Source organism: Aggregatilinea sp., assembly GCF_036822615.1.
GTDB lineage: Bacteria > Chloroflexota > Anaerolineae > Aggregatilineales > Aggregatilineaceae > Aggregatilinea.
Genome location: NZ_DAISHJ010000122.1, coordinates 1,964 through 15,740, shown reverse-complemented (window position 1 = coordinate 15,740; position 13,777 = coordinate 1,964). Strand labels below are relative to the sequence as shown.

General features: G+C 63.1%; 13 protein-coding genes. 6 read left to right on the top strand and 7 right to left on the bottom strand.

Annotated elements, in window-relative coordinates:
- Positions 1–53: 53 nt before the first annotated feature.
- Positions 54–461, bottom strand: a complete 408-nt coding sequence (locus tag V7116_RS21810) for a NifB/NifX family molybdenum-iron cluster-binding protein (RefSeq protein WP_324394098.1) — start codon at positions 459–461, stop codon at positions 54–56.
- Between the two features lie 117 nt (positions 462–578).
- Here V7116_RS21810 and V7116_RS21805 point away from each other — a divergent pair, with 117 nt between their 5' ends.
- A complete protein-coding gene (locus V7116_RS21805; protein ID WP_324394097.1) occupies positions 579–1,166 on the top strand; it encodes a cupin domain-containing protein in 588 nt (195 codons plus the stop codon).
- Between the two features lie 97 nt (positions 1,167–1,263).
- Here the strand turns inward: V7116_RS21805 and V7116_RS21800 are convergent, their stop codons facing one another.
- Positions 1,264–1,611 (bottom strand): carboxymuconolactone decarboxylase family protein, encoded by a 348-nt coding sequence (locus tag V7116_RS21800; protein WP_324394096.1) that lies wholly within the window; start codon positions 1,609–1,611, stop codon positions 1,264–1,266.
- A gap of 280 nt (positions 1,612–1,891) precedes the next feature.
- Here V7116_RS21800 and V7116_RS21795 point away from each other — a divergent pair, with 280 nt between their 5' ends.
- From V7116_RS21795 to V7116_RS21780, 4 genes are all read left to right on the top strand, one after another.
- Entirely contained in the window at positions 1,892–2,620 is a 729-nt protein-coding gene (locus V7116_RS21795) for a ferritin-like domain-containing protein (RefSeq protein ID WP_324394095.1), read from the top strand.
- 213 nt (positions 2,621–2,833) lie between these two features.
- A complete protein-coding gene (locus V7116_RS21790; RefSeq protein ID WP_324394094.1) occupies positions 2,834–3,427 on the top strand; it encodes a DUF4405 domain-containing protein in 594 nt (197 codons plus the stop codon).
- Between the two features lie 29 nt (positions 3,428–3,456).
- Positions 3,457–3,957 carry a hypothetical protein gene (locus V7116_RS21785; protein ID WP_324394093.1) on the top strand — a complete coding sequence of 167 codons (501 nt, stop codon included), beginning with the start codon at positions 3,457–3,459 and terminating at the stop codon, positions 3,955–3,957.
- 238 nt (positions 3,958–4,195) lie between these two features.
- Entirely contained in the window at positions 4,196–6,454 is a 2,259-nt protein-coding gene (locus V7116_RS21780; protein WP_324394092.1) for a glycoside hydrolase family 3 C-terminal domain-containing protein, read from the top strand.
- Between the two features lie 219 nt (positions 6,455–6,673).
- On the opposite strand, the gene V7116_RS21775 is transcribed toward V7116_RS21780, so the two are convergent.
- From V7116_RS21775 to V7116_RS21760, 4 genes are all read right to left on the bottom strand, one after another.
- A complete protein-coding gene (locus V7116_RS21775) occupies positions 6,674–7,594 on the bottom strand; it encodes a dimethyl sulfoxide reductase anchor subunit family protein (RefSeq protein ID WP_324394091.1) in 921 nt (306 codons plus the stop codon).
- A gap of 2 nt (positions 7,595–7,596) precedes the next feature.
- Positions 7,597–8,220, bottom strand: a complete 624-nt coding sequence (locus tag V7116_RS21770; RefSeq protein WP_324394090.1) for a DMSO/selenate family reductase complex B subunit — start codon at positions 8,218–8,220, stop codon at positions 7,597–7,599.
- A 14-nt stretch (positions 8,221–8,234) separates the two neighbouring features.
- A complete protein-coding gene (locus V7116_RS21765; RefSeq protein WP_324394089.1) occupies positions 8,235–10,643 on the bottom strand; it encodes a DMSO/selenate family reductase complex A subunit in 2,409 nt (802 codons plus the stop codon).
- A 155-nt stretch (positions 10,644–10,798) separates the two neighbouring features.
- Entirely contained in the window at positions 10,799–11,488 is a 690-nt protein-coding gene (locus V7116_RS21760) for a response regulator transcription factor (RefSeq protein ID WP_324394088.1), read from the bottom strand.
- Between the two features lie 320 nt (positions 11,489–11,808).
- On the opposite strand from V7116_RS21760, the gene V7116_RS21755 reads away from it, so the two are divergent.
- Entirely contained in the window at positions 11,809–12,933 is a 1,125-nt protein-coding gene (locus V7116_RS21755; RefSeq protein ID WP_324394087.1) for a winged helix DNA-binding domain-containing protein, read from the top strand.
- Here the strand turns inward: V7116_RS21755 and V7116_RS21750 are convergent.
- Positions 12,930–13,777 (bottom strand): winged helix DNA-binding domain-containing protein (locus V7116_RS21750; protein WP_324394086.1); only part of this gene is annotated, 848 nt, incomplete at its 5' end. The genes V7116_RS21755 and V7116_RS21750 overlap by 4 nt on opposite strands.

Genomic DNA, 13,777 nt, shown 5'->3' with positions numbered 1-13,777 from the left:
AAAACGGGGCGTATCGCAATACGCCCCTACAAAGCCCGGAACATGCGTGTCCCCTAATGCAGCCGCTCGGTGTGATCGACGATGCTGCCGTCGACATAGGCGCGCACGGCGTCTTCGGCGCTGGCGATGTCGGTCACGATGGGGCGGATGTTGGCTTGCTGCAAGGAAATATACGCGCCGCGCCCCATGCCGCGCACGATGGCGGCTTCACAGTCGGTGATCGAGGCGATCATCTGGTTGTGCTTGCTCTCAGATGCGGGGCCGAAGCCATGCCCCTGGCCGTGCTCGTGTCCGTGCTCGTGCTCGTGCGGCTGGCCCGCGAAGTGGCTGTGATTGGCTTTATCGCGCTGCTCGCGGGCGACAATCGCGCCGTCCTCGATGGTGAAAACCAGATAATAAGGCGCGCGGCCAAAGTGCTGGCTGATCGTTTGTCCGTCTTCGGTGACTACTGCAATTTTCATCGGTTATCTTCCTTGTAAACGGCGATACGTGGGTCCATTTTACTACTTTTATTGTTGTCGTCAATTATTATGGTACAATGCTGGCATCAACGGCGCAGGCAAGGACGGTCAAAGCTTATGGCGCAAAGCACGCTCAACGTTGGTCCCCGCATCCGCGCGATCCGCGAGCAGCGCAAACTGTCGCTGCGGGCGCTGGCGGAGCGGTGCGACCTGTCGATTAACGCGATCAGCCTCATCGAGCGGGGCGAAAATTCCCCGACGGTCTCGTCGCTGCATACGCTGGCGAACGCGTTGGGCGTCAAGATCACCGACTTTTTCGAGGAGACGCACGAACAGGCGATCGTGTTTGTGCCGCACGGTCAGCGGTTGGGCACGCAGGGAAACGGGCTGGTCATGGAAAGCCTGGGGCTCGGCCTGCACAACCAGCAGCTTGAGCCGTTCCTGGTTACGGTAGAACCGCGCGCGGGCGGCGCAAGCCAGCCGATCAGCCACCCGGGGCAGGAGTTCGTCTACTGCCTGAGCGGCGCGGTCGAGTACCACGTGGGCAGCCAGACCTACGCCATGCAGCCGGGCGACAGCCTACTGTTCGATGCCACGCAGCCGCATTACTTCTGCAACCTGGGCGAGATCGCGGCGGAGCTGCTGCTGGTGTTTCAAGGCTTCGAAGGGGGCATTCTGGCCCGCAACCGCCACCTGGAAACGTAGCGATTACGCAGCGCGGGAGCGGATGCGGTGCGAAGCGGCACACCCTTCCGGTGCTGCGGACCGGCGCGCCGCTTCGCGGGGAAGAAAACCGATGCCCCTATCCTACGGCTTCGGCTTGGAACTGCTTGAGGGCTTCCAGCGTCTCGCAGCCGTACATCACCGCGGGACCGCCGCCCATCAGGATTGCCACCCCGATGGTCTCCATAATTTCATCCGGCGTCGCCCCGGCGGCGAGCGCGTCGTGCACGTGGAACGCGATGCAGCCGTCGCAGCGAATGGCGATCGCGATGCCGAGCGCGATCAGTTCTTTGGTCTTCACGTCGAGCGAGCCGGTTTCGGATGCTTTTTCGTGCAGACGGCTGAAGCAGCCCATCGTGGTGGGGATGCCGCCGCCCAGTTCGCCCATCAATTCTTTCATGTGCTCGTAGTGATCAGGGTAATTCATCATACGCCTCGGTGACTATAAACGGAATAGTTGTCGTTCCGGGGCTGGTGCGTGCCATCGCGCCGTGCAGCGCCCCGTTCGCTAGAACCAGTATACTGTACATGAGATATAAAAAAGTGTAACAAATGGCCCGGTCAATTAGTGATGTAAATCACAATTTCTCTTAGGACCACGATCAAACCACATAAGTTCCACGAAAGTTCTTCACAAGTTCTACATATTCCAGCCTTATTCTATGTATAAGTTTGACGAGACAACGGTACGCATAGGAGAAAACGACATGTTGAATAAGCGGCTGGTGAAATTCGGATTTTTCGCGCTGGTGATGGCAGGCGTCGTGGCCTTGTCGCTGGCGGTGATGACGGAATCGAGCTATGCACAGGGGCCGGGCAATCGAGGCGGTGGTCGCGGCGGCCAGGGCGGCGGCTATCAGGCGAACCAGGGCACAGGCTATCAGGCGAACCAGGGTACGGGCCTTCAGAACGGCGGCGCGATGGGCGCCGGGCAGGCCGGGACCGCCGGACAGCAGGGCGCCGGAAACATGGGCGCTGGCGGACAGGTGGGCGTGGGCCAGGGTGTGCTGTGCTGCCTGCCCCCGGCAGTCGAAGGTGACGTTCCGGCGGATGTGATCGACGCGCTGACCGCCGGACTGTCGGACGAATACAACGCGTACAACATCTATCAGGCTGTGATCGACCAGTTCGGCGCGGTGCGCCCGTTCACGAACATCCAGCGGGCCGAAGCGTCGCACATCGCGTCGCTTGAGTTCCTGTTCGACCGCTACGGGATCGCCATCCCGGACGTGAGCGCCGCCGTGGACGTCCAGTTCAGCACCCTGGCCGATGCCTGCGCCACCGCAGCGGATGCCGAAGTCGCAAACTTGGACCTGTACGACAGTTGGATCGCCACCGCGCAGAATTACCCGGACATGGTGCAGGTCTTCACCTCCCTGCGCGACGCGTCCGAGTTCCAGCACCTGCCCGCGTTCCAGAACTGCGCAGGCTACTAATTTCCTCCCGGCAGCCCCTTGAGCTGCCCCGTCAGGTGGAACGCCCGGTCCCCCGCACAGACCGGGCGTCCCTTCTTTGAACGTTGGGCGGGCCGCACGCATCGATGTCCTCACTGCCTTCTCGCGGCATTTTTTCCGGTTCTTCCTGTCTTCGCCTTTCCCTTGCAGGCAGCCGCGCGATGAACCCCTGTCTGCCCTGGCAAAAGAGGACTTATGTCAAAACGCACGCGTCTCAACTGGCTGATCGACCTGACCGTGTTTCTGAGCGGGATCACCGCGGCACTGTCGGGTATTTATTTCCTGTACCTGCCGAACGGTTACCAGGGCGGGCGGAATCCCCACTACAACACGATCATTTTGTTCCAGCGGGCGACCTGGGAAGACATCCATATGTGGGGCGGCCTGCTGATGATCGCCATCGTGCTGGTGCACCTCTATTTGCACTGGTCGTGGGTGAAGACGATGGCGCGGCGGGTTGCCAGCATGGCGCAGGGCTGCGAAACGCGCATGTCGTCCAAGGCGCGTTTCAACGTGATGATCGACGGGCTGATCGGCGTGTGCTTCGTGCTGGTCGCGGTGTCGGGGATCTACTTCCTGCTCTCGCCTTCCGGAGCCGGGCGGTCCGGCGCGTTTTTCCTGTTCAGCCGCACGACGTGGGATCTGATCCACACGTGGGCGGGCGTGACGCTGATCGCGGCGGCGGTGGTGCACTTCGCAATTCACTGGGGCTGGGTGACCAAGGTGACGCCCCGGTTTTTCAGCACGCTGGGGTCCGGCGAGCGCCCGGCGGCGCAGGGTTCGCGCTAGGTTCATATGGTCGTGAGGAGATGTGACGCATGGTGAAAAAAGTCGTGCTGGGAGTTCTGTTCACCGGCCTGATCGGCATCCTGGTCTACGGCGCGATCAACCGCACGGTCGCCAGAACGCAGTCCGACGAGGGCGGGCAGGAAAGCGGCGAAACGCATGGTAATGGCACGGGCGCTGGCGGTGGACGCGGTCAGGCCGGGGGCGGCGGGCAGACAGGGGATCTGGTGTACATCGAGGGCGAAGACGACGCGGGAGAATGGGTGAGCGTGCAGGGCGTGGCGATGGATGTCAGTGAGACGGAGCTGGTGCTGGACGCGGACGGGGAAACCGTGCTGGTGGAGGGTCGCCCGTGGTCTTACGCGGTGGAACAGGGCTTCGACGTCCAGCCGGGGGACAGAATCACGCTGAACGGGTACTACGAGGGCGACGAGTTTAAAGTGGGCGTGATCGAAAACGCGGCATCGGCCCGGCGGATCCAACTGCGCACGGCCAGCGGCGCGCCGATGTGGGGCCGGGGCGGCAGGCAGTAACCCCAGCCCGGCGCAGACGATTACCGGGCGGTAGCAGCCGGTCGGTGTGAGGGGGCGGTTCGCGTGGCGGGCCGCGCCCTTTTTCGATCCTCTGCCTCGTGCGCTGCGGCACAATAATCGGCGGGAATCGCGTTTTATTCTATCATTAGGGGCGTACCGGGACGGGCCTGCCACGGTTCGTCCCGGTTGTGCGGGTTAGCGGCTTTTACCGGATGGTCGACAGGAGCAAAAACATCTTATGGACCTGAAATCCCTTCTTGAACAAATGACTCTGGAAGAAAAGGCAGCCCTTTGTACCGGTTTGACGCCGTGGGACACAGTGCCCGTAGAGCGTTTGGGTGTTCCGCCGATCATCATGTCGGACGGGCCGCACGGCGTGCGCCGCGTGCCGGGTGGATTTGGCGGCGAGACGATTCCCGCGACGTGCTTCCCGACCGCGTCGGCGCTGGCCTCGACGTGGGACGTGGATCTGGTCCGCGAGCTGGGCGAGGCGCTGGCCGACGAATGCCTGTCGATTGGCGTCGATATCGTGCTGGGGCCGGGGACGAACATGAAGCGCACGCCGCTCTGTGGGCGCAACTTCGAGTATTTCTCGGAAGATCCGCATCTGGCGGGGCGCATGGCGGCCAGCCTGATCAACGGCGTGCAGAGCAAGGGCGTCGGCACGTCGCTGAAGCACTTCGCGGCCAACAACCAGGAAGAACAGCGTTTCACCATCGACGCGCAGATCGACGAGCGCACGCTGCACGAGCTGTACCTCGCGGCGTTCGAGTACGCGGTCAAAAACGCGAAGCCCTGGACCGTGATGTGCGCGTACAACCGGCTGAACGGCACGTATGCGTCGCAGCACCACTACTTGCTGACGGACGTGCTCAAGGATCGCTGGGGCTTCGAGGGCGTGGTCGTGTCGGACTGGGGCGCGGTGCACGACCGCGTTGAGGCGCTGGATGCCGGGCTGGACCTGGAGATGCCGGGGCCGCAGCCGCATCGCACGCGCGCTGTTGTGGAGGCCGTGCGCAGCGGGAAACTGGACGAGGCCGCGCTGGATAAAGCGGTCATGCGTCTGCTGTCGATCATCGACAAAGCGCAGCAAACCCCCAAGGGCGGCACGCCGATCGACATCGACGCGCATCACGCGCTGGCGCGGCGCATCGCCGCCGACGCGATGGTGCTGCTGAAGAACGAGGGCGGCCTGCTGCCGCTGCACGACGTCAGCCGGATCGCGGTGATCGGCGTGGCGGCCAAAGAGCCGTACTTCCAGGGCGGCGGCAGCTCGCACATCAACCCGACGCGCGTTGACAATCCCTTCGATGAACTGCAAAAGCTGGCCGGGGACGCCGCACTGGCCTACGCGCCCGGCTATACGATGGACGACGCGTCCGATCCGGCGCTGATCGAAGAAGCGGTGGCGCTGGCCCGTGACGCGGAGATCGCGCTGCTGTACGTCGCGCTGCCGCCGCTGAAGGAATCCGAGGGCTACGACCGGCCCGACATCGACCTGATGGATCATCAGGTGGCGCTGATCCAGGCCGTGGCCGCGGTACAACCCAAGACGGTCGTGATCCTCAACAACGGTTCCGCGGTCGCCATGAAGGACTGGATCGATGGCCCGGCGGCAGTGCTCGAAGCGTGGATGATGGGCCAGGCGGGCGGCGGCGCGATCGCGGATGTGCTGTTCGGCAAGGTGAACCCCTCCGGGCATCTGGCCGAGACGTTCCCGATCAAACTGAGCGATACGCCCGCCTACATCAATTATCCGGGCGAGCTGGGCAAGGCGCGGTACGGTGAGGGCGTGTTCATCGGCTACCGCTACTACGACACGACTCAGACGCCTGTGCAGTTCCCGTTCGGTTATGGCCTGAGCTATACCACGTTCGAGTACAGCAACCTGCGCGTCTCGGCGGAAGCGTTCAAGGATGTGGACGGGCTGACCGTCTCGGTGGACGTGACCAACAGCGGCCCGGTGGCGGGTAAGGCCGTGGTCCAGCTTTACGTACACGATCACGAGGCGTCCGTGGCGCGGCCCGAAAAAGAACTGCGGGCGTTCGGCAAAGTGGCGCTGGAACCGGGCGAAACGAAGACCGTGTCCTTCGACCTGGACGCACGCGCGTTCGCGTTCTATCACGCCGGGCACCACGATTTTGTGGCCGAAAGCGGCGCGTTCGACATCCTGATCGGCGCGTCGTCCGCCGATATCCGGCAGTCCGCGACGGTCACGCTGGACGCGACGCTGACGCCGCCGACCCCGATCACGCGCGACACGCTGTTCCGCGACTGGCGGCACGATCCGCGTGCGTTTGCGGCCATCGAGCCGATCCTGCAAAAGATCGTGGACGCTGTGTCGCAGATCGATCCCAACTGGACGATGGAGAACATCGGTTGGGCCGACGAGCTGCTGCTGGAAAACGTGTTCGGCTTCTGGGGCGCGCAAGTGCTGGACGACACGCCGGAGCAGACGGTCAAGGACGTACTGGCGACGCTGTATTCCGAGGAATAGCGGGCAACAGTCTTAGCCCCCGACACCTTCCCACAACCCTGTTGTGCGGAGATCCCGCAGCGAAACGGGCATCGCCCATGATCGCGTTTTTCTCCCCTCTCCAACTTGATTGGAGAGGGGCCGGGGGTGAGGTTTCTACCCATACAACAAAAAATCGGGACGGCGCATCTGCCGTCCCGATTTCGTTTGTTGCGGGTGGAGCGGGCGAGGCCCGGCTCGCTAGATGCCCATACGCAGGTGAATGGCGTAGAACAGGAAGCGGCCCATCACCTCGGCAATCAGCACGACCGCGAACGCGCCGTAGGCGAAGTTCACCATCTGGCGATCCTTCTTCAGCGTGGCGGTCATGTAGAGGAACAGGCTGAACAGCACCGCGCCGATGACGCCCAGCGCCAGACGCAGCGCGAAGATCGTGCCGTATTCGCCGGTCAGCTTGCTGGCGCTCTCGACGGCCAGCGCGTTGCCGTTGGACAGGTGCGCGACGTACAGCGGCATGACGACCAGCTCAATGCCAACCAGGATCATCGCGGCCACGGCGATCCACTGCAGCGAGGTGCGCAGCAGGTCCGCCTGGATGGGCAGGTCCGAGAGGTTCGGCTTGGACTTGAGGTAGCTGTAGTTGGCGACGAATGCGGCACCCATCGCCAGACCGCCCAGCAGGAAGGTGGTCACAAAGAACGTGATCGGCGTCGCGGCGGTGTTCCAGGCCGGTTCGAAGTCCAGCAGGTAGACCTGCGACATGCAGAAGACCAGGACCAGACCGGCGAGCGCGGCCACCACGGCCAGGATGCGGCGCATCTGGAAGGTGCCGATCTTACGCCACTGGAGGAAGGCGAAGACCGCGCCCAGGCCCGTGAAGAGCACGGTCGCCAGAATTTCGCGGCTCAGCCAGGAGCTGTCGACGTTGCTGATGGCGCGATACGCGTTCATCGGGTTGCCCAGGTGCAGCAGGGAAACGAGCACGCCCAGCACGATCACCGGGCCAATCGCCAGCAGGGCGCGGTCGCTCAGCGCGCTGGCTTCTTTTTCGTTCGACTTGCGCAGCGCCAGGGTGTGTACCACGCCCAGGATGACGAACGCGCCGACGGACATTTGGGTCAGAATGGTGTAGGCGATCAGCGCCCATTCTTTGGTATTCACAGTTACAGCTCCTCGGGGTTAGCGATTTCGCCGGCCTTCGAGTCGAACGTCATCGTGACTGTCTTACGCGGTGTAAAGACCATATTGGGCTTGGTGACGGACGGATCCACCAGCGGCGCGGGGCCATCGAAGTGGCCGTACTTTTCGCGCAGCTCCTCGATGGGGCCGAAGTCCAGGGCGCGGAAGGTGCAGCCCGCGACGCAGGCCGGTTTTTCGCCGTTGGCGAGCAGGTCCACGCAGAAGTTGCACTTGGTCATGGTGCCCTTGTCGGCGTTGAACTGCGGCGCGCCGTAGGGGCAGGTCCACTCGCAGTAACGGCAGCCGACGCACTTGTCCTGGTCGATCTCGACGATGCCGTCTTCGTTCTTGGAGATGGCCGCCGCCGGGCAGACTTCGAGGCACAGCGGGTTATCACAGTGCATGCACGATACCGAGACGAAGTAGGAAAAGATGTTGGACGGCACGTACTGATTGCCGCTCTTGATCCATTCGCCACCGGTGTACTGGGCGACGCGGCGCCAAATGACGTCCATCGGCAGGTCATTCTTGTCCTTGCACGCGACCTGACAAGCCTTGCATCCCGTGCATTTTGAGAGGTCTACGTGAAAACCGAGTTGATTTGCCATTGCGTAACTCCTGCTTAAGCCTTCTCAACCTGCACGAGGTTGGTGTGCTGCGGATTACCCTTTGCGTACGGCGTGGGGTAGTACTTGGTGAGGGTATTCCCGCAGCCGCCCTTATCCAGACCGTCCTTGTCCGGCTTGTGCCAGTGGCCCTGGGGCACGGCGATGACGCCCGGACGGATGCGCGGCGTGACGCGCGCCTTGATTTCGATCTTGCCCCGGTCGTTGAACACGTAGCATGTATCGCCGTTTTCGATGCCGCGATCTGCCGCATCGAGCGCGTTGATCCACATCACGTGGTGGTGCGCTTCTTCCAGGTAGTCGATGCCACTGAATGTGGAGTGCGACCGCTGGACCGCGTGCGGGGTGATCATCATCAGCGGGTAAGTGTCACGCAGCGGGTCGCTGACGCCTTCCCATTCGGGAATGTACTTGGGGATGGCCGGGATTTCCTCCGGGTCTTCCAGCGCAGCAAGAGTCGGCGAGTAGATCTCGATCTTGCCGGTAGGGGTGGTCAGCGGGTTGGCTTCGGGATCTTCCACGAAAGCCGCTGCGCCGATCTTCTGGCCGGGGCTGGTCTTCTTGTAGATGCCGATTTCCTTGAATTCTTCGAAGGTGGGGAAGTTCTCGTCGGCTTCGCGGGCGGTGTCCACCATGAAGCGGATCCAGTCCTCGGTGGTTTCCTTGCCTTCGCGGAACTCGTCCAAAACGCCCAGACGGTCGGCGAGCTGGTCGGCCATCCAGATTTCCGGCATATCTTCGAACAGTGGATCGATCACCTGATGGCTGTACATCGCCCAGGCTACGCGGCCCGAACCGCCGCCGGTGATGACGTTATCCGTCTCGAAGCCGGTGCTGGCGGGCAGCAGAATGTCGGACCACATCGCGCTCGGCGTCATCATGACTTCGCACGTGACGATGAGTTCCAGCTTGGTGTCGTCGCTGAGGATTTCTTGCGTCAGGTTGATGTCCGAATGCTGGTTGGTGATGGTGTTGCCACCGTGGTTCCACATGAACTTCATGTTGGCGTTGAGCTTCTCGACGCCCTTGATGCGGTCCTGTGGGCCGTTGGTCATTTCCGTCCCGCGCGTGATCATGTCCGGCCACATGAAGACCGAAATCACGCCCTTGACCGGGTTGTCGCCGGTCGGGACGCCGCCCATCTTGATGCCGCCAGCGCTGCCGACCGTGCCGCCGGTGCTGCCGCCGTGTATGGCGAAGTTACCGGTCATCGCGGCCAGGATCGGGATAGCGCGGACAGGCTGCTCGCCGTAAGCACGGCGCTGGAAGCCCAGGTTCTGGAAGATGGCGCACGGCTTGGTCTGCGCCATGTCGTAGGCCAGGCTGACGATGCGCTCCGCCGGGATGCCGGTGATTTCGGCGGCCCATTCGGGGGTCTTCTCGACGTCATCAGCGTCGCCCATGACGTAGGCCATCCACGAGCTGTTCTTGGGGGCGTCTTCCGGCAGGGTATCTTCGGAGAAGCCGACGGAGTACTTCGCCATGAAGTCCTTGTCGTACAGGTCATTGGTGATCATGACGTGCGACAGGGCCGCGACCAGCGCGACGTCCGTACCGGGGTTGATCGGAATCCATTCCGCTTCGAGCGCGACGCAGCTATCGGTCATGATCGGGTCGATGCAGATGAAGCGCGCACCGGCTTCCTTAGCCTTCATGCAGTGATAGCCGACGTTGTCGCCGCCGCTGGTGGTGACGACCGGGTTGGAGCTGAACAGCACGACCAGCTTGGAACTGAGCATGTCATCTGCCGAGTTATTGATGCCACCCGTGATTAAGGGGATCACGGCGGAATAGCAGGCCGAGCTGTACGTGCCATAATAATCGGTGTAGCCGCCGAACAGGCGCATCAGGCGGCGGACGGGGTTACGGCCATTCGGACCGGGCCACTGCGTACCGGATGCGTAGTGGAAGTAAAAGGATTCGTTGCCGTAGGCTTCTTTAAGGCGCTTCATTTCAGAGGCGATGGTGTCCAGCGCCTCTTCCCAGCTAATGCGCTCGAATTTGCCTTCGCCACGCTTGCCGACGCGCTTCATCGGGTACTTCAGGCGGTCGGTCGAGTAGACGCGGTGGATCTGCGAGCGGCCACGCAGGCAGGGAATCGAGCGCGGCTGATCGATGGTGTCCACTTCGTCAATATCGGGAACCAGGCGCTTCACCACACCGTCCTGAACATCGGCGTAGAGAATGCAGCGGCCACCGCAGTTGTGGTAGCACGCGGTGGTGATGAGCTGCGACGTACTCTCGGCAGCGCGCGCGGCCTCGGTGGTTTGCGCGCTGTGCAGAGCTGTTCCCAGTCCCCCAGCCAACGCCGCCGTCCCACCCAGGGCCGAACTCCACTTCACGAAGCTCCGCCGGGTGAGAACAACGTCGTCTAGAATCTGTGAAAGCGGTTGATTCTGACCCATATCCATCCTCCTCAAAGCATTACCCCCTCGATTTCCGGCACCAAGACGCAGTGCCGGAAGGAGTCTACCCTTAGGGTAACTTTGAATGGGGCGGACTTCATCACCCGATCCGCTATAGATTCCTGTACCGGGTGGGTGAAACTGGATCAGAGGGGTTAGAAAACAGTGGAACGGCTGGTTCGCGTTTTGGCGTAGACGGCAAGCTGCGTGCGGTTTTCGAGGTGCAGCGCGGCGAGGATGGCCGTCAGGTGGACCTTGACGGTGTGCGCGCTGACGTTCACCGCGTGGGCGATCTCGACATTGGTCCGGCCTTCCGCGACCAGCCGGATGATCTCGTTGTCGAGGCGGTCGAAATCGGCGGGAGTGGGCACGCTGTCGTTCGCCGCGCGCGCGCGTTCCTGGGCGCTGATCATCAGGGCGAACTGGGTGACTGAATCCGGCGAAAAGACCAGATAACCCTGCATGGCGCTTTCGAGCTGGTCAAACACCTGCTGGGCGCTCAGATTCTTGGTGAGGTAGCCCACGGCTCCGGCACAAATTGAGTCGTAGACGTACTGGCCGTCATCGAACGCCGACAGCATGACGATTTTGCAGTTCGGCAGCACGTCCCGCAGCGCGCCGATGATGTCGATGCCGCTGCAATCGGGCAGGCCGACATCGAGCAGGATCAGCTCGGGGCGGGTCTCGTGGGCCATCGCCAACGCTTCGCAGCTCGTGCGTGCTTCGCCGACGACGTGAAAGGTAGAGGGACGCGTCTCAAGCAGGGATACGAACGCCTGCCGGAACATGGTGTGATCGTCAACGACGAGGACGGTGAACGGCTTATTCCTGGTGTATTCTGGCATGGTGTGAGGTGCTCGATAAACCGGCTGCGCCGGGCACGGATGACTTGGGATGATGGAGGCAGGGCGCACATGTACGCGCTTGCCATGCTGCGACGGCCTGGTAAACCAGAATTGAGGATATAGTTTAGCTCTTTGCGTGATTGAATTCACCCTTCCATTTTTACTCTATTTTACCAGGCTTTATGGATTTGATCGCATCCATTATGCAACATTAAGAATATTACAAGTATGGGCAGTTTGACGACTGGTGGCGGGCGTGAAAGGGGGAAGCGGTTAACGCTCCGTATAATCGAGAAGACTATCGCGCAGGAGGAATGAACGTGCCAGAACTCTCCATCGAACAGGTGCGGCGGCTGAGGATGCGCGCGCAGCGGCTCGTTCCGGATCCATCTTCCCCATCTGCGGTGGCGTCGCTCGTGCACGATCTCGGCGGCATCCAGTCGCAGGATCTGCCCGCGGCGACCCTGGCCGTCCGGCCCCGGACGCACGGTCTGACGGCGGCCGACGTGCGGCAGGCGCGCGAAGACGCGCATACGATCGCGCTGACGTGGTGGGTGCGCGGCACATTGCATCTCGTCACGGCACAGGATGTCGCCCGGCTGCTCCCGCTGTTGGGGCCGCGCTTCATCCGGGCATCGCAGCGGCGCTACAAACAGCTCGATCTCACGCCCGGCGCTCTGGCGCGTGGGACCGGTCTGCTGCTGGACGCGCTGCACGCGCGCGGACCTCTGACGCGCGCCGAGGCGGCGGCGCTGCTGAAGCCCGAAGGTATCCCGGTCGAAGGGCAGGCGATCGTGCACCTGACCGCGTGGGCGGCGATGAACGGGCGGCTGTGTTTCGGCCCCCTGCGCGACGGCAAACCGACGTACGCCGCGCTCGACGGCTGGATCGCGCCGGAAACGCCGCTCGATCCCGATGCGGCGCTGGACGAGTTGGCCGGGCGTTATATCAGGGTGTATGGTCCTGCCACGGCGGAGGATTTTGCGAGCTGGTCGGGGCTGTCCATGTCGCAGGCGCGGGCGGCATTCGAGCGCCTGGAGCCGTCGCTGGTGGAGGTCATGGTTGGGGACGAGCGCCTGTGGATGCCGGAGCGCTTCGCTGCGTGGCTGGACGCGCCGCAGCAGAAGCCGGTCGTGCGGCTGCTGCCCGCGTACGAAAATTACCTGCTGGGCTATCGCAGACGCGACTGGGCCCTGCCGGACGCGGGCAAACGGCAGGTGCATCCCGGCGGTGGGGTGATCCGCGCGTGCGTGATCGTGGATGGGCTGGCCGTGGGAACGTGGCGCATCGAGCGTAAGAAAACGGCTGCCGTGATCGTGACGCCTTTCGCCGCGCTCGATGACGGTGCGCGGGTGGGATTGGAAGCCGAGGCGCAGGATGTTGGCCGCTTCCTCGATCTGCCCGCGCCCGTTGGCCTGCGCGTCGAGCCGCTGCCAGGCGCTTAGAGCATCTCCACCGGCAGATCCAGGAACGCCCCAAACTGCGCGATTGCCCGGTTGAGCGCGGGCGTATGATCGCTGCGGAACGTGTCGAACAGCGTCGTTTGGAGCGTCACGGACCGCTTCTTGAGCATGCGCTTCCAGATTCCCACCACCTGCCCATCGAGCAGCACCGTGTTTTGAAACAGCACGTTGCCGCGCGCGTCGAGGTGCCCGGCGTGGGCGTCGTCAAAGATGGCGCCGCGGTCGGTATAGCCGACGATGTACTCGTCGTAATTGGGCAGCAGGTGCGCCGTTGGCGTGGGGGATGCGTCCGGCGCGGCGGCGTCCGCGAACCACATCGTCTGGCCGCCGATGACGTCCTCGGCCAGCTCCCCCGCCAGCATATCCAGGCCGGTTCGCGCGTCGGCGGTGGTCAGGCCCGACCACCACACGAAGTCCTGCACGGTGGCGGGGCCGTGCCCCGTGAAATAGCGCCGCGTGAGTTCGGCCAGGGCGTCGTCGTGCGAAAGGGTGCGCGCCTGGGGCGCGCGCTCGGCCAGCAGCGCATAGGTGAACTGCTTGCCGCGCCGGGGTCCGCTGCAAATGAGCGCTTCAAGCTCGGCGTGCATCAATAAATGGGCCATGCGATCCGGCGCGGCGGGAATCCCGGCGTGCAAAAGTCCGTCGAGTATTTCTGCACGGGTGAACGCTGCCCCATCGCGCAGGATGTCCTCCAGCGCGCGGTAGCTTTGCGTCAGGAGCGCCGCATCGACGCCTAACTGCCGGTCCCAGTAACGAAGCGACATCCGCACGCGTGGCGCGGTGAGCGCCAGTATCCAGCGGATGTCGGCGGGCGTGACGAAGTGCC

Bases quoted from the DNA above. Each gene is read 5' to 3' on its own strand.
- V7116_RS21810 (WP_324394098.1), bottom strand. From the start codon at position 461: ATGAAAATTGCAGTAGTCACCGAAGACGGACAAACGATCAGCCAGCAC.
- V7116_RS21805 (WP_324394097.1), top strand. From the start codon at position 579: ATGGCGCAAAGCACGCTCAACGTTGGTCCCCGCATCCGCGCGATCCGC.
- V7116_RS21790 (WP_324394094.1), top strand. From the start codon at position 2,834: ATGTCAAAACGCACGCGTCTCAACTGGCTGATCGACCTGACCGTGTTT.
- V7116_RS21760 (WP_324394088.1), bottom strand. From the start codon at position 11,488: ATGCCAGAATACACCAGGAATAAGCCGTTCACCGTCCTCGTCGTTGAC.
- V7116_RS21785 (WP_324394093.1), top strand. From the start codon at position 3,457: ATGGTGAAAAAAGTCGTGCTGGGAGTTCTGTTCACCGGCCTGATCGGC.
- V7116_RS21770 (WP_324394090.1), bottom strand. From the start codon at position 8,220: ATGGCAAATCAACTCGGTTTTCACGTAGACCTCTCAAAATGCACGGGA.
- V7116_RS21780 (WP_324394092.1), top strand. From the start codon at position 4,196: ATGGACCTGAAATCCCTTCTTGAACAAATGACTCTGGAAGAAAAGGCA.
- V7116_RS21800 (WP_324394096.1), bottom strand. From the start codon at position 1,611: ATGAATTACCCTGATCACTACGAGCACATGAAAGAATTGATGGGCGAA.
- V7116_RS21795 (WP_324394095.1), top strand. From the start codon at position 1,892: ATGTTGAATAAGCGGCTGGTGAAATTCGGATTTTTCGCGCTGGTGATG.
- V7116_RS21765 (WP_324394089.1), bottom strand. From the start codon at position 10,643: ATGGGTCAGAATCAACCGCTTTCACAGATTCTAGACGACGTTGTTCTC.